Source organism: Leptospira mayottensis 200901116 (assembly GCF_000306675.2).
Classification (GTDB): domain Bacteria; phylum Spirochaetota; class Leptospiria; order Leptospirales; family Leptospiraceae; genus Leptospira; species Leptospira mayottensis.
The window spans coordinates 2,200,197-2,224,022 of sequence record NZ_CP024871.1 but is presented as its reverse complement, the minus strand read 5'-3'; the positions used below and the strand labels follow the sequence as shown (position 1 = coordinate 2,224,022).

Annotated in this window: 24 protein-coding genes; 13 read left to right on the top strand and 11 right to left on the bottom strand. The window is 39.4% G+C overall.

The window, feature by feature from the left end:
• Position 1: 1 nt before the first annotated feature.
• Positions 2–310 (bottom strand): helix-turn-helix transcriptional regulator, encoded by a 309-nt coding sequence (locus LEP1GSC190_RS10065; protein WP_002761813.1) that lies wholly within the window; start codon positions 308–310, stop codon positions 2–4.
• A gap of 645 nt (positions 311–955) precedes the next feature.
• Here LEP1GSC190_RS10065 and LEP1GSC190_RS10060 point away from each other — a divergent pair.
• Positions 956–1,378: a hypothetical protein gene (locus tag LEP1GSC190_RS10060; RefSeq protein ID WP_126160278.1), complete on the top strand. Its 423-nt coding sequence runs from the start codon at positions 956–958 to the stop codon at positions 1,376–1,378.
• Between the two features lie 22 nt (positions 1,379–1,400).
• Here the strand turns inward: LEP1GSC190_RS10060 and LEP1GSC190_RS10055 are convergent, their stop codons facing one another.
• The 5 genes from LEP1GSC190_RS10055 to LEP1GSC190_RS10035 all read right to left on the bottom strand — a co-directional run bounded on the left by LEP1GSC190_RS10055 (position 1,401) and on the right by LEP1GSC190_RS10035 (position 7,197).
• On the bottom strand, positions 1,401–2,534 hold the full coding sequence (locus tag LEP1GSC190_RS10055) for a glycosyltransferase family 2 protein (protein WP_002745683.1): 1,134 nt from the start codon (positions 2,532–2,534) through the stop codon (positions 1,401–1,403).
• Positions 2,535–2,552: 18 nt separating this feature from the next.
• Positions 2,553–4,031, bottom strand: a complete 1,479-nt coding sequence (locus tag LEP1GSC190_RS10050; protein ID WP_004279728.1) for a glycosyltransferase family 39 protein — start codon at positions 4,029–4,031, stop codon at positions 2,553–2,555.
• Positions 4,032–4,034: 3 nt separating this feature from the next.
• The gene (locus LEP1GSC190_RS10045; RefSeq protein ID WP_004279598.1) at positions 4,035–5,531 is read right to left on the bottom strand and encodes an FAD-binding oxidoreductase; all 1,497 of its coding nucleotides are present in this window, start codon (positions 5,529–5,531) and stop codon (positions 4,035–4,037) included.
• Positions 5,532–5,559: 28 nt separating this feature from the next.
• Positions 5,560–6,300 (bottom strand): SDR family NAD(P)-dependent oxidoreductase, encoded by a 741-nt coding sequence (locus tag LEP1GSC190_RS10040; protein ID WP_002761924.1) that lies wholly within the window; start codon positions 6,298–6,300, stop codon positions 5,560–5,562.
• Between the two features lie 129 nt (positions 6,301–6,429).
• Entirely contained in the window at positions 6,430–7,197 is a 768-nt protein-coding gene (locus LEP1GSC190_RS10035) for an arginyltransferase (protein WP_036035591.1), read from the bottom strand.
• On the opposite strand from LEP1GSC190_RS10035, the gene LEP1GSC190_RS19775 reads away from it, so the two are divergent.
• The 6 genes from LEP1GSC190_RS19775 to LEP1GSC190_RS10010 all read left to right on the top strand — a co-directional run bounded on the left by LEP1GSC190_RS19775 (position 7,155) and on the right by LEP1GSC190_RS10010 (position 11,713).
• The gene (locus LEP1GSC190_RS19775) at positions 7,155–7,328 is read left to right on the top strand and encodes a hypothetical protein (protein ID WP_002761818.1); all 174 of its coding nucleotides are present in this window, start codon (positions 7,155–7,157) and stop codon (positions 7,326–7,328) included. The two genes, LEP1GSC190_RS10035 and LEP1GSC190_RS19775, sit on opposite strands and share 43 nt — an antisense overlap.
• Positions 7,321–7,638: a hypothetical protein gene (locus LEP1GSC190_RS10030; RefSeq protein WP_002761937.1), complete on the top strand. Its 318-nt coding sequence runs from the start codon at positions 7,321–7,323 to the stop codon at positions 7,636–7,638. Before LEP1GSC190_RS19775 ends, LEP1GSC190_RS10030 begins: the two co-directional genes overlap by 8 nt.
• Positions 7,635–8,024: a ribonuclease HI family protein gene (locus LEP1GSC190_RS10025; RefSeq protein ID WP_002761923.1), complete on the top strand. Its 390-nt coding sequence runs from the start codon at positions 7,635–7,637 to the stop codon at positions 8,022–8,024. The genes LEP1GSC190_RS10030 and LEP1GSC190_RS10025 overlap by 4 nt, the downstream gene beginning before the upstream one ends.
• A 19-nt stretch (positions 8,025–8,043) precedes the next feature.
• On the top strand, positions 8,044–8,391 hold the full coding sequence (locus LEP1GSC190_RS10020) for a hypothetical protein (protein ID WP_002761953.1): 348 nt from the start codon (positions 8,044–8,046) through the stop codon (positions 8,389–8,391).
• Positions 8,384–9,682 carry a CCA tRNA nucleotidyltransferase gene (locus LEP1GSC190_RS10015; RefSeq protein ID WP_002761863.1) on the top strand — a complete coding sequence of 433 codons (1,299 nt, stop codon included), beginning with the start codon at positions 8,384–8,386 and terminating at the stop codon, positions 9,680–9,682. The genes LEP1GSC190_RS10020 and LEP1GSC190_RS10015 overlap by 8 nt, the downstream gene beginning before the upstream one ends.
• 369 nt (positions 9,683–10,051) lie before the next feature.
• Positions 10,052–11,713, top strand: a complete 1,662-nt coding sequence (locus LEP1GSC190_RS10010) for an outer membrane beta-barrel protein (RefSeq protein WP_004279624.1) — start codon at positions 10,052–10,054, stop codon at positions 11,711–11,713.
• Between the two features lie 155 nt (positions 11,714–11,868).
• Here the strand turns inward: LEP1GSC190_RS10010 and LEP1GSC190_RS10005 are convergent, their stop codons facing one another.
• From LEP1GSC190_RS10005 to LEP1GSC190_RS09990, 4 genes are all read right to left on the bottom strand, one after another.
• A complete protein-coding gene (locus tag LEP1GSC190_RS10005) occupies positions 11,869–13,500 on the bottom strand; it encodes an LA_3751/LA_3752 family putative glycosyltransferase (RefSeq protein ID WP_002761816.1) in 1,632 nt (543 codons plus the stop codon).
• Positions 13,501–13,506: 6 nt separating this feature from the next.
• The gene (locus LEP1GSC190_RS10000; protein WP_004279569.1) at positions 13,507–15,498 is read right to left on the bottom strand and encodes an O-antigen ligase family protein; all 1,992 of its coding nucleotides are present in this window, start codon (positions 15,496–15,498) and stop codon (positions 13,507–13,509) included.
• 111 nt (positions 15,499–15,609) lie between these two features.
• The gene (locus LEP1GSC190_RS09995; protein WP_004279551.1) at positions 15,610–17,310 is read right to left on the bottom strand and encodes a hypothetical protein; all 1,701 of its coding nucleotides are present in this window, start codon (positions 17,308–17,310) and stop codon (positions 15,610–15,612) included.
• 185 nt (positions 17,311–17,495) lie between these two features.
• Entirely contained in the window at positions 17,496–18,659 is a 1,164-nt protein-coding gene (locus LEP1GSC190_RS09990; RefSeq protein ID WP_002761839.1) for a DUF1577 domain-containing protein, read from the bottom strand.
• Positions 18,660–18,729: 70 nt separating this feature from the next.
• On the opposite strand from LEP1GSC190_RS09990, the gene guaB reads away from it, so the two are divergent.
• The 3 genes from guaB to LEP1GSC190_RS09975 are packed head-to-tail and all read left to right on the top strand — an operon-like array spanning position 18,730 to position 21,739.
• Complete coding sequence (gene guaB / locus LEP1GSC190_RS09985) at positions 18,730–20,256, top strand: IMP dehydrogenase (RefSeq protein WP_036035584.1); 1,527 nt, start codon at positions 18,730–18,732, stop codon at positions 20,254–20,256.
• A gap of 1 nt (position 20,257) precedes the next feature.
• Positions 20,258–21,040, top strand: a complete 783-nt coding sequence (locus LEP1GSC190_RS09980; protein ID WP_002761820.1) for an outer membrane lipoprotein-sorting protein — start codon at positions 20,258–20,260, stop codon at positions 21,038–21,040.
• Between the two features lie 9 nt (positions 21,041–21,049).
• Positions 21,050–21,739 (top strand): 16S rRNA (uracil(1498)-N(3))-methyltransferase, encoded by a 690-nt coding sequence (locus LEP1GSC190_RS09975; RefSeq protein WP_002761889.1) that lies wholly within the window; start codon positions 21,050–21,052, stop codon positions 21,737–21,739.
• Here the strand turns inward: LEP1GSC190_RS09975 and LEP1GSC190_RS09970 are convergent.
• Complete coding sequence (locus LEP1GSC190_RS09970) at positions 21,729–22,007, bottom strand: hypothetical protein (protein ID WP_004279363.1); 279 nt, start codon at positions 22,005–22,007, stop codon at positions 21,729–21,731. The two genes, LEP1GSC190_RS09975 and LEP1GSC190_RS09970, sit on opposite strands and share 11 nt — an antisense overlap.
• A 91-nt stretch (positions 22,008–22,098) precedes the next feature.
• Between LEP1GSC190_RS09970 and LEP1GSC190_RS09965 the strand changes: the two genes are divergently transcribed.
• The 3 genes from LEP1GSC190_RS09965 to LEP1GSC190_RS09955 are packed head-to-tail and all read left to right on the top strand — an operon-like array spanning position 22,099 to position 23,812.
• Positions 22,099–22,278, top strand: coding sequence for a hypothetical protein (locus tag LEP1GSC190_RS09965; protein WP_002761875.1), 180 nt, complete (start codon positions 22,099–22,101; stop codon positions 22,276–22,278).
• Positions 22,279–22,314: 36 nt separating this feature from the next.
• Positions 22,315–22,932 carry a thiamine phosphate synthase gene (locus tag LEP1GSC190_RS09960; protein WP_002761904.1) on the top strand — a complete coding sequence of 206 codons (618 nt, stop codon included), beginning with the start codon at positions 22,315–22,317 and terminating at the stop codon, positions 22,930–22,932.
• Positions 22,933–22,984: 52 nt separating this feature from the next.
• Positions 22,985–23,812: a WecB/TagA/CpsF family glycosyltransferase gene (locus tag LEP1GSC190_RS09955; protein WP_002745691.1), complete on the top strand. Its 828-nt coding sequence runs from the start codon at positions 22,985–22,987 to the stop codon at positions 23,810–23,812.
• Positions 23,813–23,826 lie beyond the last annotated feature (14 nt).

Genomic DNA, 23,826 nt, shown 5'->3' with positions numbered 1-23,826 from the left:
TTTAGAATTTAGGACGCTTTTTTTTGCGTTTACTGCTAGCCGCCTTTAGAGTTTTGGATCTTTTCTCGGAACCTTCCGGTTTTTCATCGAATTGAAAGTAAAATTCGAAGGATTTGCCGAAAATTTTATAGATTCTCCAGAATTCGATAACGTCGAGCCGTCTTTCGCCGGATTCGATTTTGGAGATATAAGATTGAGGTTCACCCAAACGATCTGCAACCTCAAGTTGGGTGAGGTCTGCGTTTTTTCTGGCGGCGATTAGATTTTTACAAAAAATCTTCGCTTCTCGTGAATGTAGGGACTTAAACAAAACGCAGTAATTCTACATCCCGGAATGGAATATACCAAAATGGGATATTTTCATGACAAACATACGGTTATATGCCGATTAATTTTCTTTGAAACTTTTAAGATTATAGTATGGCGAAATTGTAAACTTATAGGATGAATTTCAATTTACTAAAGCGAAAAGCAATTTGTAATTCGGTTTAAAAAATCAATCCTTCCGAAAGTTCAAGTTTTTGCTTTCCGTATAAAATTCAATTCGAATTTAAAAGAAACGTAGGTTGATTTTTAAAATCCGGTAACAAATAGTATTTGTTCTTTGTCTTCGAAAAATACGGGAACTCTTCGTTTTTAAAGAGATCAGAGAATGTAAGCTTTGCGCAAGTCTATAAATGAAAGGAAAATTTCAATCTACACCGAAAAAAAATTAGGCATTTACATTCTAACTATGTGTTATTTAGCCTGGATATAGAGTATCTTGAATTTGATGTAAGAAAGTTTGGGCAAATTGTCGCAAATTTCATAATTGAAACGCTTTGGTAAAAAGCGTTAGGTGAAAACTCTTAGTGAAGCTAAGAACTCGTCTTAAAACCTTAGGAGTCTTCCCGCCACCTCTCTTTGCGATCTGTAGGGGCAAATACTGCTTTAGTTTTCCTAGCTAAACGCTCCGGTGTCGCTCTATTTTTCAACTAACGTTGAAAGACAAATTTTAAACGCTCCGGTGTTGCTCTATTTTTCAACTAACGTTGAAAGACAAATTTTAAACGCTCCGGTGTTGCTCTATTTTTCAACTAACGTTGAAAGACAAATTTTAAACGCTCCGGTGTTGCTCTATTTTTCAACTAACGTTGAAAGACAAATTTTAAACGCTCCGGTGTTGCTCTATTTTTCAACTAACGTTGAAAGACAAATTTTAAACGCTCCGGTGTTGCTCTATTTTTCAACTAACGTTGAAAGACAAATTTTAAACGCTCCGGTGTTGCTCTATTTTTCAACTAACGTTGAAAGACAAATTTTAAACGCTCCGGTGTCGCTCTATTTTTCAACTAACGTTGAAAGACAAATTTTAAACGCTCCGCGTAAATTTGTCTAACTCGCTCACTATGGATCGCTCGTTATGTTCTTTTTAATAAGTGCGCCGTAATCGTTTGTCCGATTAAATTCAGGATTTGAACGCTTAGAAAACTGATCATCAAAATCTCTTTTTCCAAATCCAGAACTTGAAAGGAATTTTTCCACCAGCGGAACAAGATGAACACATAAAGTAAAACTACGAATAAAATCATTCTCGCCGAATACCAGAAAAGAAGATCCTCGGATAAGAGATTCAATTTGGAATAAAAACTTAGCTCGGGTGTTTTACGAGCCGCAAGAAATAAGCCGATTGCCCAGATAGTCTGTCCGAACGTAGCTATCAGCAGAAAAACCGTGAGAGAATGGATACCGAAAATGTGAAAAGGGCCGATTGCAACGATTCCCGTAAAATAACCCAAGATTGTAAACGCCCAGCCGATCCAGAAAAGCATAAAGCCAGTATAATAAAAAAGCTGTTGGGAATGAATGAGAATTTGTAGAAGATGTCTCATCCCGTCTCTCCAAGTTTTCAAATGAGGAACTCTTCCTTCCACGTCCGGATACAAACTAATCGGCACATGGGAAAGTTTGACTCCACTTCGAAGCGCTTTCACGAGCATCTCGGATGCAAACTCCATACCGGTACTTTCAACCTCCCATTCCAGATATTTTTTTTTCAGAAAACACCGAAAGCCAGAATTTGCATCTTTGACACGATTTCCTTTTTTGGAATATAATAAATTGATAATCCAATTGATCACCGGAGTTCCCAGATAACGATGTAGGAGTGGCATCGCTCCTTTGTGAATCGATCCATCCAGACGGGAACCGATTACGAACTCCGCACCTTTTTCCATCTCCGAAAGAAGCGCAGGAGATTCCAGAAAATCGTAAGTATCGTCTGCGTCCGCAAACAGAATGATTTCCCCACTTGCATTTGTGATTCCGAAATTGAGCGCTGCCCCGTATCCTCTTTCTTTGCAATGAACGACTTTTGCGCCGTATTTCTTAGCGATTGATACGGATCTATCTTCGCTTCCGTTATCGGAGACGAGAATTTCCACGTTGTATTGTTTTAATTCCTTTTTAAGCCGAACAAGTTTTTCCAAAACAAGAGGGAGAGTTTTTTCCTCATTCAAACAAGGGATTACATAAGTGACATTTTTTTTCTTCATAGTTTTAGATTTAGAAAATTACCTTTTACGGATGGTGATGACTCTCATTCCGTAGAACAATTGATCTTTTCGATCGAATATTTCCTGTGTGAATAGCGAATTTATATCTTCCGAGTTCAAATATTTCCAAGAAGTTTCCAAAATCACTAGATCCTTTCTTGTTGGATCGTGAACAAAAAGATCAATCTCTTTCTTTGTATAAATTTTTGGGATTACCCCTTCAATTTTTGCCGTTTTTAAAAAATACTCCATGTTGTACACATGAGAAGAACAAAGAAGAGTAAACTCCCGGGGACGATCCTGAATCATAGAGATAATGTATTGAGAACTCTCCCTCCATTGTTCCTTAAAAGGTTTGTAGTAAGACCGAGTAAAATAATAAAGGGAAACAATAGAAATCAGAATTAGGATCGATTCGAGTCTTCTTCCTTTGTAGATCGGAAACAGAGAAAAACCGGTGACGATCAGAAAATACAAAGTAGGGGCGGTGACTAAAAGATTTCTAGCGGTAATTAAAGGTTGAATCAGGGAAAGAATTCCAAGGACAACAGAAAAAACTAGAAAGACAATTCCAAATAAAATCACGGATTTTTTATGGTTCGGTTCCAAAAGAACGACTTTCGTTTGGTTTTTCGGAAAATAAAAGGAAACGAAACCTGCGAGTAAGGCTAAAGAAGCCACAATTCCAGGAATAAACTTTTTTAGAATTCCGGAATGAAAAATCAGATCGAAAAAAACGAGAAACGCGGTTAAACCCGCCTCCGGAATCCACGAAGCGATTCCGATCTTATCCGAATTGAACAATAGATAAAGAACCGGAGTAAATAAAATTCCGAATAAGATCCCGAATAAGAATTCTACTTTGGGAAATTTTTTTGTAAAAATCCACTTCGTTATAAAAATTCCAAGAAAAACGGAGGCAGACCAGACGAATCCGAAAAAATGAGTATAGGATGCTAATAAAGAAATTCCTAATAAACTCCAGTATGTACGGAGATCTTCTTCCTTTTGGTTTTCGTAGACGGATTTTAGAATAACCGCAAGTTGGATCGTGCTAAACAAAACCAAAAGACTATAAGACCTGAGTTCCTGTGAATAATAAATGAGCCCCGTGGATAAACTTAGGAAAACCACGACGGAAATTTTGATTCTTCCATTTAAGTTACGCGGTGAAAGAACATAAAACGAGAGCGGAACGAGTACACCCGCGATCGCACTGAGCAATCTTCCGACAAAAACCGTAGGTTGAAAGAGTTGAAACCAGAAATACAAGAGTGTTTGGTACAACGGAGGATGCGGATCGTTCTTCATCCAATCCCAAAGATTGTTGAGCGAAGTTTCGGAAGAGGCTCGAATTGAAAAAAGTTCGTCTTCCCAGGGGCTTTGTAGATCTAAACGAAAGAATCGAAAGAATGCACCTAATCCCAACAGGAATAGAAAGACCTTCAGATCTTTATTCCTTTTGATTTCTACTAAAAGTGTATTCAATCGATTCATAGATCACCAGATTCCCATGATTCTTCTGTAGAGATCGGTTTCCAAAATTCCTTTCGGATCAAATTTCCTCTTCAAAGAATGAAACGTCTCTAAGCTTTTTTTCGAAAATGCTCTTTGAACGGTTTCCGGTCTGAGAGTGCTGTCTTTTGCGAAATAAAATTTTCCTCCGAACTTTAACACGATTTCGTCTAACTCTCCCGCGAGTTCCCAAAGTTTTTTTCTATTTCTGAAAGTCACTGGAAAATCCATAGCCATCGAATAACCGTCCAATGAGTGTGTGAGAAGAAAAGGATCAGGTTTATGTTTTTTGAATACAGCGAGCCAGGTAACGATTCCTCGCTTCTGGCAGATCTTTAGAATTTCGCAAAAAGCGTCTACGGCATTCTCTTTGGGAATAAAACTCTGGTATTGAATCATGGAACCGGGCTTATACATAAACTTCCAGTTTGGAACGTAATCCAATAAGAACGCGTATTCCGCGTGACCTTGAAAATACGGCTTGTTGTTCGTCAAATAACCGGAAACGAATTTCGCAAAATTGACGAGCCTCATTCCCAAGCTATTAGCAAAAGGAATCATGAACAACCACATCCAAGACTTAGGGATAATTCCGAGAAATGTACTTGGTAAATTCTGTTTTTCTAATTTACAATTTTCAGGAAAATCCGGATCTTCCCCTTTCTTCAGATGTACCGCTTTATGGATTTGTCCTCTTCCCAAGGAATTTCCAGATGCAAATGCATCGACCCAACCTACGAGATAATCCGCGCTTTTATATTCCCTTTCGAAGTAGTCGAACATATCCTGCAGATTTTTGCTGACCACGGGCCATACCTTCATTTTTCCCGCGTAGATAGTTTTCAGTTGGATCGTTACGTTCAAAAAAACTCCGAGCATTCCAAAGCCAGAGATTGCGGCAAAAAAAAGTTCCTGATTTTTTTTACGGGAACAGACGAGGACCTTTCCATTCGGAGTCATAAATGTAAATTCAAGGACGTGATCGCCGATCGAACCCACCGCAAAGTTATTTTTTCCATGGATGTTCATAGATAAGGCGCCACCTAAAGTAGGAAACATCGTTCCACTTACGACTGGAGGCCAGTAACCTTTTTCGATTCCAAATTCCCAAAGTTGTTTGATCGTAACTCCGGATTCCGCTCTGACGATTCCTGTCTTTGAGTTGAATTCCAAAATTCGGTTGTACTTGGAGATATCAATTACCACGCCCTTTGTATTTGTGGCTGCGTCTCCGTAACTGCAACCTCCTCCCCGAAATGTCAATTTTAGTCCTTTATTGTTCGCATAGGAGAAAAGATCTCTAAAGTCTTCTTCCTTTTCCGGAAAGAAGACAGGTGAAAGCGAATAATGATTCATTCCCCAAGTTTCCACTTTGCTTGGAGACGGAAGGGTTATTTCAATCGGAGACTTTTTTACTTTTGCCGCTTTCGAAGTTTTTGCGGAGGTTTTCTTTTTCGGGGAAGCTTTGGATGCCCTTGCCATATATTACCTTTGATCGATTTAGGTTCGTTCAAATAGAAAGACGTTTAAAAAGAAAAGATGGAATCAAACGGATGATCAAGCCCACGAGTCCCCAGCGGGCCGGAACATAGACACATTCTTTACCAGAGTCGGCCGCCTTGACTATGATGGTCGCCGCTTCTTTCGCGGAGATAAGCCAGAAAAGACCTTTCATACCTCGGGTCATGGCGGTATCGATAAAGCCGGGTTTTACAGTGAGAACTTGAACACCTAACGTCGAAAGACGATTTCGAAGAGCTTCGAGATACGTGTTCATTCCCGCTTTGGAAGTATTATAAACGGGATTACCTCTTCTTCCACGATCTCCTGCGATAGAAGAGATTCCAATGATCTTTCCACTTTTTTGTTTTTGAAAAAGGGCTGCCGCGGGATTGAGCCATGCCACACAACCCAGAAGATTTGTATTTAACATGGCAATGTCTTTTTCAACATCGAACTCATCCGGCTTAATGTCGTACATAATTCCGGAAGCATAATAAATCTCGTCGATACCTTTCATGGATTTGATCGCTTTTTGAAACGCGGAGTCGACCTGATCAAAGTTGGCGACGTCTTGTTTGATAACAAATGCGTTTGTTTTACCGGGCGAGTTAAACGAAGCCGCGATCGCTTTCAATTCCTTATCACGACGGGCTACAAGAGTGACCGTATGTCCTTGCTCCAAGAGGAGAATCGCTAATTCTTTTCCGATACCGCTAGATGCACCGACGACGACGATTTTTTTTGCCATATTCATCCGTTCTATGGAAAGAAACGGAACTGACAAGTATGATTTAAAGGAAGATAGAATGAACTTATCCCAAACCTTGTCATTTATCTCACCTTGAGACTGAAAACAGGAAGCTGATTTTGAGACGATTTACCAGGAAAAGTCAGCGTATTTTTTTTGGAATTCCTCGAAGCGGATCCAATCATTCGTATCAAACTCTCGAATCTCCGAAGGAGCCCAATACTTTTTATAGTCCATATCCGGATGTCCCGGAAGAAAATAACCGAGATGATAGTATTTCATTCCCAGTTCTTTTGCGTAAAGGATGGAATAAAGAATTGCAAAACTTCCAAGGCTACGATCTGGATAATCTGGATCGTAGACTGAATATACTGCGGAAAGAGAATCAGATGCGGAGTCTAGGATCATAAAACCGAGAATTTTTTCATCTAAGCTAAGAGTCATCTCTAAAGAATTTTCCGAATACCCGAAAAGATTCCAACGCATTCCTTCCAGAAGTTCCTGATCCGATTCTCCGATTACAAAACTTTGGTAACGAGATCTTTGATAACGTAGGTAGAGAATTTCTTTCTCTGCGGTCAAATCGGGAGATCCGAAACGAACCACAAGGTCTGAATTCTTTTTTAAAAGTCTCTTCCGATTTCGACTGGGAACAAATTGATTTAAAGGAACCCGATAACTCAGACATTCGCGACAATTATTACAAGAAGTTCGATAAAGAATGTTTCCGGTTCTTCGAAAACCGGAATCGAAAAAAAACTGCAAGTTATTCTTTTCAATCTTTCCTTGAAATGGAAGATATTGAATTTGGCTCAAGCGATCCGGGTAGTAAGAACAGCTCCTCTCCGGACTGATTGGAAGAGAATTTACAAAGTTTTGGAGTTCATGCCGGAGCATCTAAGGAGATGATGACAAACCGTGTCGGACTCGTAAAGTTTTTTAGGGAAAACTCGACGAAAGAGATGGTTGTTTTCAGTATGGCTTTTAATACGAATTACGTACAAGATTCGGAATTTTCAGATGCATAACCTCTTTACGAACTTTGAAGTAAAAAAACGTGGCCTTCGTGTCGCCTTATTTTTTACGATCGTCAGTCTGATTTGTTTTTTGATCGAAAACACAATTCTCCAATTTATTCTTCTCGGGCTCGGATTGATTTCTTTCGTATTCACTCTGGTTCAACCGGAGGCTTTTTATTCTTTTACGAACTGCGCTTTGGAATTTGTCTTGGTCTTCCTAAGTGGAATCGTAAAAGTCGGCTTATTACTTATCTATCTGATCATCTTTAAGCCGATTCGGTTTGTGATCGACCTTTTTCCCGGGAAAAAAAAATCGTGATCTCCATTTTTTGCGATGGGGCATCCAAGGGAAATCCGGGACCTTCCTCGATTGGAATTGTGGCATATAAAGACGACAAGGAAGAATTCAGAATCTCTGAACGTATCGGAGAAACCACAAACAACGTGGCGGAATGGGCTTCTCTCAAAAAGGGTTTGGAGGAGTGTATTCGAAGGAAGTTCGATACCATTCATGTGTATATGGACTCGGAGCTTGTGGTCAGGCAGGTCAGCGGAAAGTATAAGGTAAAACATCCTAATCTTCTGGAATATAAAAAGGAAGTGGACAAACTCGTATCTTCCTTACAGAATTTTCAAATTACCCATGTCCCTCGTGAAAAAAATTCGGTCGCAGATAAGCTCGCAAACGAAGCCTTTCAGAAATAAGAGCCAGTTATTTTCTCTTTTGTGGAGAATTCCGTTCTACGTCTTTTTGTTTTATACGATGTTGGATTGCGGCCGATCTTTGAAGGACAAACTGATCGTTCTTCAAAAAGAAGAAAAATTTGAAGAAATGCTTCTACTTTGTCTTTCTGAAAAGGAAACGCAAGACACAAAAGAACTGTGTAATCTCGCTATGGAAAAGACGGAGGCGGGAATTGATAGAATCCTTTCCGAAAAAGTGGAACTCCCTTACAGTCAAATTACGGTGGATCCGGAATGGAAAAAGAAAATCGATATCATTCTTGAAAATAACCGAACTCTCAAAAATCGATACGGGAATCTCTGGAAGAAAATGATTCAAAATGACTAACGTGGATCCGCACGAATTGATCAAAAAAATTCCCGAAAGTTTTCGAGAGGATATAATTCGGATAACGCAAACCATCCGCAAGGAAGGTGGAGAATGTTATCTGATCGGTGGATCCGTACGGGATTTGTTGCTTTCAAAAATACCGGACGAATTCGATTTGACTACTTCTCTGCTGCCCGGCAAAATTCTTACCTTATTCAAAAGAACGGTCCCTACGGGGATCAAACACGGTACGGTTACCGTTCTGATAGAAGATCGTTCTTACGAGATCACAACCTTCCGAAAGGATGTGGACTATATAGACGGAAGAAGACCGGAAGCCGTTGAATTCGGAGTTTCGTTAAGTGAGGATTTAAAACGAAGGGATTTTACCATGAACGCTTTGGCGTTAGAGTTGGAAACGAAACGTTTGATCGACGAGCACTCGGGGCTTGAGGACATTCAAAACAGGATCATTCGAACGATCGGAGATCCGATCGAGAGATTTACCGAAGACGGTCTTCGCCCAATCCGCGCGATTCGTTTTGTAAGTAGTCTCGATTTCACTCTGGAGTCGGAAACCACAAAGGCGATTGTTCGGTGTAGAAACGTAACCGCAAAGGTTTCTAAAGAAAGGGTTCACGATGAACTAAATAAAATCCTCAAAAGCAAAAATCCGGTTCCTTCCTTGAAGTTATTCAAAGAGTTTCAAATCCTGGAATTATTTACAAGTCTCAAATTGTACCCAACAGAAAATACGAATGTAGAAAAAAAAATCCAGGAAGTTCCTATACTCCCTTTGAGTCTTAGGCTTTCTTTTTTACATGCTTGGTTATTCGGAAGTTTTCAAGATAGAAATTTGGCAAAACAATTTATGAAGGATCTCCGATATTCCAATCAAAACACGAAGGATTCCCTATTTTTCTCAGATATGCTTTCTATGATGTTAAACCGGAAAGATGACGCATCTTTGACCGATGCGGAAGTTCGAAAGTTTGTTTTGCATCCGATTTGTGTGTATGGAGGAAGAAAAAATCTAAAAGTTTTGACAGAACATATTCTTAATCTTGCATATACTTACGAACCCATTCTCAAGGATGTTTTCGACTTTCGGAAAATTCTGGATCTGACCGAACGAACTCAAGCTCTTGTTGTGACTGAGTTGGCTCTTCGGGGAGAGGATGTCCTTAAGGCTTGTCCGAATCTTCCTCCTAAAGAAATAGGATTTGTCCTTGAGAGACTCCTGTTTCATGTTCTGGAAAATCCGGACGAAAACCGAAAGGATTTCCTTTTTCCTCTTCTTTCCAAGTAACTCGTCCACTATTTCCTGCATTCGAATCGGATGAGAGTTCTTTCAGTAGACATACTCGATTGTCGTTTTTAAGAATGGCCCGATTCTTTTAATCTGGGAACTTGAGACAAGAAGGACTTCTAAAGTCTAAAAATTTCCAATTGCGTTCTAAAGTCCTATAAAAATCAAAAACTCTACAAAAATTGAATTAATTTTTGTATAAAAATTAAGCATAAAATTTAAAAAATAAATATAATGGAATTTATTTTCTATTTTATGGGCATTGAATGCATTTGAATGATTAAAATACGCCTGTTTTTTGGTCAAGTGCTCGGTTTTGAGCATTGGCATGCATTTTGCATGATAGAGAAGCATAGGAGATTTAGAAGAATGATGAGAATAAAAACAATAAACCTTATTGGTTCTGTTCTCTGCCTCCTGGTTTTTTCTCAGGTCTTTGCTCAGGCTGGAAAAAAATCAGGAGCAGATGCTTCAGTCGTTCCGGCGCCTGCTTCCCAGACGATGGAACAGGAAGATAAGAAATGGTATGATCAAGTTGAATTTTCCGGGTTCGCTGATGTATATTACATGTATAACCTCAATCCGAAACAAGGAGGAGACATTGATGCGACCCGTGCTTTTGAAACAAGCAACAAGAACTTTGCGGTCAACGCGGTAGCGCTTACGATCCAAAAAGCCGCTGAAAAAAGTTCTCCTTGGGGTTTTAGGATCGACCTCCAAAACGGTCAGAACAACGCATTTCAAGAAGCTCCTTATTCCCAAAGTAATAGCATTTACAATTACAACATGCTCAAACAGGCGTATTTAAGTTTGTATTTCCCCGTTTTAAAAGGAATGACCTTAGACGCCGGTAAGATGGCCACGCATATTGGTTACGAGGTTCTTGAATCTATGAGCAATCCGAATTACTCGATAGGCGCAATCTTCCAGAATACGATTCCCTTTATTCATACCGGTGTTCGTCTGACCACTCAGTTCACAGAGAAATGGGCAGGAACCTTTTATCTCTACAACAGTGGTGGTGGTACCGGTTATAATTCTCCTGCAACTACGACCACCGCTCCGTTGAATGTGATTACGGATCCGGCTTACAGCGGTAATGCGGCGGGAAAAAGCTACTTTGTGGAAGGTCAGACCGAAAGAAAGGCGATCGGAACTCAGGTTAAAGGTCAGTTGATTGAAGACAGGCTTTCCGTTACTTGGAACACTCTCTATTCCAGCGATGGAGCTTATGCTCGTGTCGATCCTTCCAAAGCGGCTATGGCTGCGGAACTGGCGAACGTTTTCGGAGATCCGAATATGGGAATGTACAATATCGCCAATCCTAGGAGAGCAAAATACAACAAAGACTACTGGTTTATGAATCACGTAATTCTTTCCATTACTCCTACGGATAAAATTACGATCGACTTGGATTACACTTGGAGTGAAAAAGCCGGAGCACTTGCAAATAACAGCTTGGATCAGAAACGTTATAATGTGGACGTAACAACAGGCGCGGAAGTTTTCAACAAGGACACTCTTTTTTGGGGGTTGAACAACAAGCGCGATTCTAAAACCACTTACAAAGCTTACGGTATTTTTGCGAAGTTCAAAATCAACGAAGCTTGGGGTGTGAACGTTCGTGTCGAATACATAGACGATAAACACAACAATGGTACTTTAACTACTTTCAATCCTTTTATGGGACCTAACACTTACATCAGCGCATATAAAAAAGCCACGGATCTTGCGATCGCGGACGCAGTGGCGACTGCTTTTGCAGCGGATGTTAGTTTAGGATCCTTAGGAATTACCAAAGAACAAATTCTCGAAGTGATGAGCGACGATTACAAGAACTACTCAGGAGTCAGAAACGCGGGACAATACAAAACTTTTACCGTTACTCCCGTTTGGAATTTTACCGAAAATTTACTGATCAAACTTGATCTCCGAAGAGATTGGGCGACCGGCAAACAATTTGTGGATCAAAAGGGCGATAAAACGGATCACCAATACGGTATGACCTTGGGAGCTGTCGCAAAATTCTAAAATTAGAGATTTTCCTCATTTTAGAGGCGTTTTTCTAAAAAAGCGCCTTCTTCTTTTAAAAAGAAAACGGTTCAAATACGATTCGTTCTTTGGAAAAGTTTGGATCGGGGGTCTCATTGAAAGATACCAAACGATTTGTAGAATATTCAAAATCCTTAATTCTTAAGTAGTTGATAAGTTCTTAGGGAAAAGTCCAGGATCTTCCTTTGATCTTTTACTTTGTAATAGCGATTCGGGTCCGGAAAACGAACCGCTATCTTTTCTTTAAATTGTTTTTCGGGAAGATTCGGGTCCCGAGGAGGTTCTGACTCGTATTCTAAGATAGAATACGAGTCGACTTGGTTCTTTTTTAAAGTCTGTTCCAATTGAATCGCGTCTTTTTCCGTGTTTACCGTGAAGTGGACGGAATTTAGATAAGAAAAACCGATTAAATAATTCGTAAATTGCCCCTTGTGAACGATGATTCCCTTGGATTGAAATTCATTTTGTATTTGCAAGTAAGGTGCGATCGATCCGAATAAAATCTTAAAACCTTCTCTCGTGAATTTGTAGTTATAATATAAACTCAAAGAGGTCAACAAAATCAAAACCCTTCCAATATTTGGAAATTCGATACTTCTTTGGTACAAAAAGATAAGGATTCCCGCAGATAAAAAGATAAAACCGGACTCCAAATAACGGAGTCCGAAATGATGAACTCCTGCCGTATAAGGGCTGAAAAAGGAAATTGAAAAGAGAGTTCCAATTCCTACAAGGCCGAGAATCGACTCACCGGAAAGTTTGTTCTTACGAATAAGATCGGAAAAAATACCAAAGATTAAAATCGCATAAGGAGATGCCTTTAGGAATCCGGATTTGGTCGCATCTCCCAAAAGATATCCTTGAAGAATTACGATTTGTTTTTCGATAGAAAACTGATTCATCGCGTCCTGTGAACTGACAAGAAAACGAATTCCCATTGGATGACCGGAATAAAAGAAATTCAAGACGCCTATAATTCCGAAAGAAAGAACTCCACCAAGAACCGAAAAAATCAAATATTCTTTAAGATTGTTTCTCGTTTTTTGGGAAAAAAAGGCAAGAAAACCGAATAAGAATACAGGAAATGCAGATTCGGTTCTTAGAAAGAATGCGGCTACCGCCAAAAGCCCAGAAGCAAACGAGAATATTCTAAAATTCGAATTTAGATTTTTGTTTTGAACTGTAATTTTGTCCACAAAAAGGGAACAAATCAAAAAATATCCGAAAGATAATAAAAGAAAATTATTGAGAGGAACTTCCGAAAACTCGACCGAGGATAGGGCCGGAAAGCTGAGAGTGAAGGGAACTAATGTGCCGATCAAAACAACCCAGGTTTTATCGATGAATAAGGAAAGAATTTTATCAAAGATCAAAAGACACCCGAGCAGACAGAGAAGAGGTAACAATGTAATGATTTTTGCTCCGAAAAAATACGCCGGAATTCCGTTTAAAAATGCAAATAAAGGAGGATACTGAAAGAGACATTTTCGGTTCTCATTTTCCTTCAGAAAAGCCCAGGGATAGTCGAAGGGAAAATACCTAAATTCAGGATCGTAAACCTTTCCAGGGTAGAGACATTCCGATTCAGTGATCGCCTTAAGTCCTTTTTCGAAGAACATTATAGTTTGATAATACTTAATCTCGGAGTCGCTGGAAACGAATGGAACTTTATTGTCGAGTTTGAAACGATTGAAAGTCAGGAATAATACTACGAGTATGTAGATGAAATAGCGAGAATAGGGAGAAAGAATCAATCGACTGAGCATTATTGTTTATTCCGTAAAAATGATATGGAACGGATCCGTTTTTTTTCCTTCTTCCAATTCTTTTCGGATATCTAAATTCGGATCTTTTTTTCTAAGAACATCGACTTTTTCTTTCCAACAAACGGAAGAATACGGATTTTTTCGGACACAGCGATCTAATAAGGATTCTATCAAATCTGAGTGACCCGGACTTTTACGAAGAATTAGGGACGCCAGAACTAAATTTTCTTCAGAACGGATCCAGATTTGATTGTTGGTAATTTCTTCGATCGGATGAGAAAACTTTTTACGGTTTCCAGAAACTTTTTTTTCTTTGTATATTAGAAAATTATCAAGTTCTATTTCGTCTTGAATGGAGACTATGATCAGATTCCTGAGTCTTTGCTCCCAAACCAACTGAAAAGAAAGATATCCTAAAAGAATCAATGAGATCGCGTAAACGGCCTTAAACGAACTGTTCTGATGGAACGTTCCCATCGTAGAACTGGATCGGGTCCGAATCAAAGATAACACAAGCACTACCGGAATGAAGAAATGTTGTTCCCCCAAATTGTAATCGAAGAACTCGTGAGCAGCGACAAACACAAGGACTCCTGAAATGAATATCCCTATATCGGAAATTTTTTTACTTTTGGAAACTAACATTCGGTAGGCGAGAAGAGAAAGATAAATGGTGATCCAAAGAAAAAAGAGGGAACCTAAAATTCCGAGACTCGTAAACGTTTCCACGTAGAGATTATGAGCTTGCGGGTAGGATCTGAAAGAATGCAGAAACTTATAAAAATCGTCGTACCCGATTTTTTCTGAATCTGTTCCGGGCAGATGAGCCAAAAGAGAATCTGCATCCAATCCGATCCCTAAGATCGGAAAATTTTGAAGCACTGATTGAAAGTGGAAGTTCCACAGAGAAAATCGAATGAGAAGGGTTTTTGGATCGAAATATTGAGAAACGGCTTCTTGGGGAAAGAAAAATACGCTTCCGACCAAGAATAAAATAATTAGACAGAATGCCGGAATAAAAATCCGGAAGAAGACTTTCTTTTTATTCCAACGGAAAAGAAAAATACAAAAAATTGCAAGACCAAAAGCCAATAAACTTGCGCGCGAATGATTGAAATACGTAAGGTAAATTGCAATAAGACCTCCTGGAACTAAAAACCAGAAATATCGAACATATTGGGATGCGGTATAAAAGGCGACTAACGCGGAAAATGCGGATATCACCGCGATCGACGACACAGGAAAACCGGCGTACGTAAGCAAAAGAGAAGGTTGTAAAAAGTCAAAGGGCCAAATCGTGTGGATCGCGGAGAACAAGTTTATGGTATTCAAAAGAAGATTTGAGGAAAGGATTAAAAGAAGTCCTTTTTTAATAAACAGACTTGGATAAGAAGAAACCAAAAAGAAAATCAGAATTCCGGAAAATAAAAGACAGAGTTGCAAGAGGGCCGCTTGGGATTTATAGGAAAGTAAGGATGAAATCAGTAGCACAAAAAAGGAAATGGAAACGATAACATACAATTTACGAAGCCGAATTTTTTTCGGAGTAAGATAGAATAAAGAAGCGGCTACAAAGAGTAAAAGCGGAACCGATTTGATGCTTGAAAAAAGAGGGGGAGAACATGCAAACGCAACGGTATGAACGAATAAGAAGATCGGATGGACGTTTTTAAGGAATAAATAAATTGTAAGACACAAAGCCGCTACATAGAGAAGTTTTAAATTCAACTTTTGGGAAAAGTAAACGACCGGAGCCCGGTTGATTCCGTTGATCGTAGAAAGTCCGATTAATAATAGACAGGCCAATAGGAAAAGAGGATGAATTTTGAATTTCTTTTTCCGAAAAGAAATTCCTAAAGAGACGAACCAAACAAAAAAACTAAATACCACCGAATCTCTGGAAAGAGAGGGATTCGAAGGATCGAAAAAAAACAGCAAAGAGAGAGAAAAAGCGAGTGCTATAAGTGGAACTGTTTTTAAGTTGAGAAGCGGACTCATTTATTTTTATTTGGTTTTGTAAATGATAAATAAATGCAAGATGTCCTCGCTACCCAATTTTAGCAATCAAGATTCTTCCGACAGAAATAAGGTTTGCGCTATAAGAAAAAATTATAAATTTTTTAGATACCATTCTCGTCTCTTTTTATCTTCTCCGTTTCGGAAGTAATAAAGATCGAATTCTGAAAATTTTTTCTTTCGGAGAATCGGATCAAGTTCTTTATATTTATGTTTGTAAGTGTCTAAATAAGATTCGAAGTCCACCGCTCGAAACGAAGGAATTTTAAGAAGTTCTTTCATTACGGAAGGTGAATACGTTAAAATCCTCCAAGGTGTGGAAAAATCTCCCGTGAGGAATTCGTCGTATTCCGTTTTAATCGGAAGTCCGCTCGAGTATAAAAGGAGATGAACGTTTCTATCCCGGAGATACTGTAACGGAACTGGTTTTCCATGGCCGACTCTTTCTCGATTTTCAAATTTCATCCTTGCGATTACCGGATCGGTGAGCCCCGCTTCTGTTTCAATTGCCAAAATCGGATTTAAGTAATAAATCAAAATACATTCCGAACCAGTAAAGGCGACTCGAACTTTGGAATTCTCAAAATGTTTTTTCCAAGGAAAAATCCGATTTCGGATTTGTTCCACCGATTCCCTTTTGTAGATTTGATTTTCGTCCGCGATTCCGGACACGACCGGCAGGGGAAGTCCTTTGTAAATATCCCAGCGTAATAGAATTAAAATCGGAATCGAATAAAAAATCACGTTCAGGATTTTTTTCCCTTTAGAAAGAGATTCTCGGAGCGAAAGAATCTCTTGTTCCGTCCAAACAAAAACCATAGGAAGAATCGGAAGATAAAATCGGGAAAACATAAAGTCCCCTCCGATCCAGGTGTAATAACTCGAATAAAGAATTGGAAATAAGACAAGTAAAATCCAATGAAAGTCCTTTTTTTCTTGAGTTGGAGAGAAATGTTTTCGGATCGTTTGAAAGAAAGAAAAGAAAACAAATCCGACGATCGGGATCATTCCGTAATACATCCTTAAGAAGGAAAAGAGATAGACGAATCCTTGCCATAGATTTGCGCTTCCTCCTGACTTTGCGTAAAAAGTATTGGGAAGTAGATTTCCATAATATTCTAATTTCCAAATATAAAAAAAGACCGGGGATAAATAGGTGATACAAAGGATTCCAAAAGAAGGTTTCAAAAGTAACGAATGCGTTTCGTTTGATCTGACTTTTTGGGAGAATTTTAGGATTAGATAAATTCCAGCGAGGATGTGGAATAAAAGTCCATCCGGTCGGTTAAAACAGCTCAATGAGGAAAAAACGATTCCGGGCAATATACTGTAAAAGGTGACGGTTTTGGAATTCGTTAGATAATAAGAAGCGGCTAAAAATAAAAATCCGTGCAATGACGTTTCCAGTCCTCCGGTTGCAAAAACCCGATTGTGATGGAGTAAAACAAAGCAGGAAAGTGCAAATGGAAATTCCGTTTCTAAAAACTTCTTTCGAAATAGAATCAGATAGATGCAGGTTCCAAGAAAAGAGAGAATTCCCCAAAAGTAACTCGCGTTTACGGGATCGATATGATCAGAAAGATGGAATGGAATGAATAGAATCGTCCAAAGAAAATTCGTATAACCCTCCACGAATTCCCCTTCATTAAAGACTAATCCTTTTCCGTCGGCAAAATTTTTGGCATACCGTAAACTAATAAACGCGTCATCCGAAATCCAACGCATTCGATAAGCGGATATAATGCCGAATAGAATCAACAGAATCGTAAAGATGAAATAAAAGATACGTTTCAAAATTAAATTCCCATAAAGTATATTGGAAAGATATAAAACCTTGAGAAGGTTTCGGGATCAACCCGGAAAAATTCATTATTTTCGAATGTAATACCTTTGTCTGAGACCTGCGAAAAACCTATAATTTCTATATATTCAATTTTATGAATGTATAGGATGCCGGATTTTTTGGATCTAATTCGAAATCAGAGTTGAAGTTGGCCGCTTTCCGCGAGAAGTCGATTGACGTTATCTATATATTTTTTTCTTTCCCCAGGCCTTGAGGAATTTCCTTCGATCGAAAGGCCTACGTAAAGATTTCCCTCCGCATCCTTGGTAATAGAGCGAATGAGTCCGAAAGCGGTGAGAGGAGCCTGCATCTTAAAAAAGATATCAAACGTAAATCCTGCCCTTTTCGTAAGATCTTGATTTAAGTCCGGGTGATTGATTTTAACTTTTAGACCTCCCGTGGAAATATTCACGATTGGAAATCTTTCTTTCACTAAGATTGTATTGGATTCCCGGATTCGATCTACCATTTCGAAAGTGAGGGTTTTAATTTCCATCACTTCCAGAATATCTATTTCCCTATTTCGATTTTGGGCGTGGACGAATCCAATCGGGATCGCCTGTTCCTCGTGGCTCAAATAAATAACCGGAACGATCAGTTCGGATTTGATTTTCTGATTTGCGTATTCTATGATTTTTTTACGAATGTCTTCCGCGTCTCCTAGTTCGGAAGCGTAGTCGATAAAACCTTCCTGATCATAAGCCGCATAACTTTCTTCCTTCTGAGTGTTCGGGATAAAAAGAATCTTACGCGTTTTTTTAACGAGATCTAACTTGTCCCCAATTGTTCCGAACACATCGATCTTTAGAAAGTCGTACTTCGATTTTAATTTCGTTTCATAGTCTGCAAAGTTTACTTTTACGGAGGTGGGAATATTAAAAAGATTCGCGTCGATTGTAGTTCTGCTCGTACGGATGTTTGTAATCCAAACAGCCCCTTCGGGAGGCGAGATTCGACTGAGACTTCTTTCTTTACTTGCAATTGAGATATCCGAAACGGAAAGAATCAATTGGTTGTTCGGTTTTTCGTCTATAACTTCGCAATTGAGTTCCACGTATTTTGCAAGGAGTTTTGTAAGGGTGACATGACTGTTTAACGGAAAGGCATTCGGTATTTCCGTTTGAATCAGGATTTTTGTGGCGTCTTTGGAAACTTGTAAGATTTTAATGATCTGAATTGTGGAGCCCGGAACACGTGCGATGATATCTGTTTGTACAAGAAATTTCGAGATAATGTGAAACTTTTTAGTGGGGTCGGAGATTGTTTCCTTCTCCCTTTTTTTTCTCTGAATCGTTTCCATAGTTTTTCAAAGCGAACGAGGGGAAATTCTCTTGATCTTAGTTCTCAGTTTACCTTTTATGTACTAGGTAATGTCAAACCAAACTTACCGCGACTCCGAATATTTAGATGGATTGTCCGGAGATGAATTATTTAGTCTTCAGATCGGTCTAACGTACAGAGATTTTCTCGTTCTCCCTGGATTTATCGACTTTCATCCGTCCGAAGTTGAGCTTGAAACCAGACTAACCCGAAATATAAGACTAAAGAGACCTTTCATAAGTTCTCCGATGGACACGGTAACGGAATCCCAAATGGCGATTGCGCAGGCTCTTATGGGAGGGATCGGAATCATTCATTACAACAACACGATCGAAGAGCAGGTCGCTCTTGTGGAAAAGGTAAAACGTTTTGAAAATGGATTCATTACAGATCCCGTGGTTTTAGGGCCGAAAAACATTATCCGTGATTTGGATTGGATTAAAGAACACAAAGGATTTACGGGAATTCCGGTAACCGAAGACGGCACAAGAAATTCTAAACTGATCGGAATCGTTACAAATAGGGACATTGATTTTGAGAAGAATCGAGAAATTACCCTCGACGAAGTAATGACTAAGAGCGTGATCACTGGTAAAGAGGGAATCACTTTGCAGGATGCAAACGACATCATAAAGAAATCTAAGATCGGGAAACTTCCGATTGTGGATTCCGATGGAAAATTGGTGTCTCTTGTGAGTCGCTCTGACTTAAAAAAGAATAAAGAATTTCCAGATGCTTCAAAAGACGAAAGAAAAAGGCTTCGTTGTGGCGCGGCGGTTTCCACTCTTCTGGAATCCAGAGATAGGGTGGCGGCGCTTTATGAAGCGGGAGTCGATGTAATCATCATCGATTCCGCGCAAGGAAACTCGAATTATCAGATCGAGATGATTCAGTTCATCAAGAAGGAATTCAAGAATTTGGATATAGTTGCAGGGAACGTGGTGACTCGTGCACAAGCAGAGAATTTGATCCAAGCCGGTGCCGATGGACTTCGAATCGGAATGGGACCTGGGTCCATTTGTATCACACAGGATACGATGGCGGTTGGACGGGCTCAGGCGACTGCGGTCTATCAAACTGCAAAACATGCTGCAAAATACGATGTTCCCGTTATTGCGGACGGGGGAATTTCCAATATTGGTGATATTGCCAATTCTCTCGCAATCGGTGCTTCTACCTGTATGATGGGATTTATGTTCGCCGGGACCACGGAAGCTCCCGGAGAGTATTTTTATGAAAATGGAATCCGTCTCAAGAAATACAGGGGTATGGCGTCGATTGAAGCGATGAAAGCAGGCGGTGATAAACGTTACTTTAATGAAGGTCAAAAGGTGAAGGTCGCCCAGGGTGTCAGCGGGTCGGTCGTGGACAGAGGATCGATTTTGAACTTCATTCCATACTTATCCCAAGGTCTTAGGTTGTCCTTTCAAGACATGGGTTATAAATCGATACCTGAAATTCATAAAGCTCTTCGGGAGGGAAAGCTTCGTTTTGAAAGAAGATCTGAATCCGCACAGGCTCAAGGTTCTGTTCATGGTCTCTATTCTTTCAGTGCGCCGACGATGAGGGCGGAATAAATTGGATCGGATTCTTGCGTTTACGGTGGTTTTTTTTGCCCTCACTGTATTAAGTAAAGAAACAAATTCGCAAGGATCCAATGTAAGGGTTGCCCAAGAGTTAGTGGCTAGACTCGATCAGGCTCTCGTAAAATCCAATCAAGGTTTGATCAAAGGGAATCTAATTCTCATTCGACGCAGTGGAGAAACCTGGAGTTGGGACGTAAATATGTTCAGGAAAGAAGAGGACACGCTCTATTTATTTGAAAGTAGGGGAAGGGGACTTGAATACAAGATTTTGATTAAGGATGAGGGAGAACAGATCTATACATTCAACGTACTTTCCAAAAAGATATTTCGGAAAGTAGACGAGGAAAAATACGAATCCCACTTATCGACCGGATTCAGTTTTATCGATTTATCCGGTGCTTCCTATCAGGCCAATTATAATCCAATCGTTCAGAGCGATCTCAAAATTGCCGATCAAACTTTCAAAAGGATTACGCTCAAGCCGATCATACCGTATTTTTATTCCAAGTTGATTCTCCTTTTGAATTTGGATTCTTTAAGACCCACACGATTGGATTTTCACGATCGGGACGGAGTATTGTTCAAAACGATGAACATCAAATACGGACTCATAAAGGTGAGACAAAATCAGAAGACTACAAAGGAAGAATACGCAAGCCGACTTGAGATGTTGGACTTAACTACTGGGTCCATCAGTGTATTAGAATATACGGAAATAGATAAGGGAGTAAGACCGGACTCTTCCTTGTTTGAGCTTGCAAACTTGAATCGATAAGGGCTCATTTTGGAAGAAGCGATTCTTTTCAGAAGAGGTTTCCGCTGCGAATCGCAGTTTTCCTTGAATAAAGAGGAGGTTTCCCATTTAAAGGCTCTTCGGATTTTTTCCGAAGATAAAAATCTTAGAGTGTTAAACGGAATTGGATCGGAATGGATCTACGAAGTAAAGGGAAATTCACAACAAGGGATTCTCAAAAAAACTGAGGTTCACGTAAAACCGGAATCGACTTCCGCGATCGCAACTGCAATTCCTAAAGGGAATCGTTTGGAATGGCTTTTACAAAAAGGAACCGAACTGGGCTTAAGTCATTTTTATTTTTTAAACTTCGAACAATCGGATCGGAAGGATTTTAATTTGAGTCGAGTTCAAAAGATTGTGGAGGAAGCGGCGGTTCAATCGAAAAGAATTTTTCTTCCTGAAGTATGTGCCCCAGTTTCCTTAAAAGAATTTTTGAATTTGCAAGAAAACCGAAATCTTTCCATTTATCAATTCGATCCGAAAGGAGAATCAAAACCGAAGCCGGAATTTTTTCAAAATTCGGTTTGGATTGTAGGGCCGGAAGGCGGATTTCGTGAAAAGGAGATTCATTTATTGCGAGAAAAGAATATACTCGGAGTCAAAGCGGGAAACACTATTTTAAAAATCGAGACCGCGGGAATTTTTGCGGCCTCGTTGTTTCGCTATTTTAACGATTGAGGTTGCTCAATTGAAGATACAAACCAAGAACGTTGCAGTTCGTTGTACAAGCGCTCGTACAGGAAGTCAGTGCTTGTAAATTTGCATTTGTTACGTCTGTTCCGTAAGTTGCTCCGCAAGCCGCATTGCAGGAATCAATTGTTCCACCAGGACCACAATATAAAATATAGTTAAAAAGTGCTTTTTCTTTTGTTTCGTCTTTTCTTGAACTACACATCAAAACGAAAAAAAAGGATGAAAAAAGTAAAATCGAAGACAATTTCCTCATAAATGTATGATCGCTCGTTTCGGAGTTCCGCGTAAATCAAAAAAGATTGGACGTTAAAAGATTCTTAAGTCAAACTTTCTAGAACCACTCTATGAAAGTAAACGTAAAATTGTTTTCTCCCTTCAAATTGGAATCTATAAGAATTTTTTCTTTATTAGAATATTTGAAACTTAGTTCGGGCATGTTTGTCATTCAAAGTAAGTCGAGGATTCTTTTGGGAAAAAATTTGAAGTCGGGGCCGATGGGAAACGGAGGCGACTTGAGATCGTAAAATTTGTTGCTACAGGTTCAAACTTTCTCTTGGCCGTTGCCTGGAATTTATCCGATTCTTGATTGGGATTTTTGTAAAAAGAAAGATCTCGATTTTTTAACTCTCCCCAGGATTTGGTTGGAATATCCGGATCTTGTTCCTTTTGTGCAGATCCGTGCCAAGTCGGCTTCCGTTCCCGAACTGGAATTTCTTGTTAAGTCCCTCCAGGATCGATATCCTCAATTACTTTTGATTTTAAACGATTTTTGGGAACAAGCGATCGAATGGAATTGTTTCGGCGCTCATGTCGGAAAAGAAGATTATGAGGCTTTGAATTCCGAAGAAAAGAAAGTTCTATTCAACTCGGAACTCTATCTCGGGACCTCGTCTCATACGTTGAAAGAAGTGAACGTTTTGGATTCTTCCCTTTGGAATTATACCGGGCTTGGACCGATTTTTCCCACCGATAATAAAGAAGATGCAAAGCCCGCAATCGGAACGGAAATTTTAGAGAAAGTTGCAAGAGAATCTTTATTACCTGTAACTTTAATAGGTGGAATCCAAGTTGGAAATTTGGATCTGATTTTGAAAATGGGGGAGTTCTTACTTTCAAGTATTTCCATGGCTTGTTTAGAAAGAGAATTTAGAGCAGCAGCTGCGAAAATACGAAAGTAAAATCGCTAAGTTTCAATTGACTTTGAACTTATGTCTTATAGGATGCCTTTAGATGAAGAAGCCGGATGAAATCGTACATCTTTCCGCCAAAGACGATAGGGATTATCTTTTAGATTATCAGGTCATTCAAACAGAAACATTAGGAAAAACCGATATTCTCGGAGTTCCATTCGATAATGTGACCCAGGATGAATCCGTAGCCAAGATTTATAGACTCTTGGAGGAAAAAGAAAAGTTTCACCACATTCTTTTTTTGGATCCGGTCAAAATCATGTCCGTTCGAAAAGGGAAAAAGCTCCATAGAATCACAGAAAAAGCGACTATGATTCTTGCCGAAGGAGCTGGTTTGCAGTGGGCCGCGACCCGTCTCGGCAAAGTTCTGAAAGAGCGGATTTCTACGATTGCTTTGATGATGGATCTGGTTCGTCTTTGTGAACTCAGAAATTATTCCATTTTTATGCTCGGTGGCAAAGAGGATGTTATCGAAAAAGTTTATTTTACTCTCTCCAGACATTTTCCTGGGGTGAGAATTGTTGGAAGACACGCCGGCTATATGAATCCCCAAAGGGAGTTGATGGTAAAGGAATCGATTCGTAAGACGAGTCCGAATCTCATTTTTCTTGCTATGGATTTTCCGGAACAGGAAATCTGGATCGAAAATAACACTGCGTTTTTCGGACATTCCGTAATTATCGGAGTCAGTGGTTCCTTAGATATTCTTTCCGGTAGGGTGAGAAAGGCTCCGAACTTCTTCAAACTCAGAGGACTAATTTGGTTGTGGAGGATCTTAAGCAAACCCTGGAGATTATTCCGTTTTTTTAGAATGTTTCAGTTTTTTACGATCGTATTCTTTAAATCTCTTTTTCAAAAAAAATCTTAAAGATCATTCCTTCT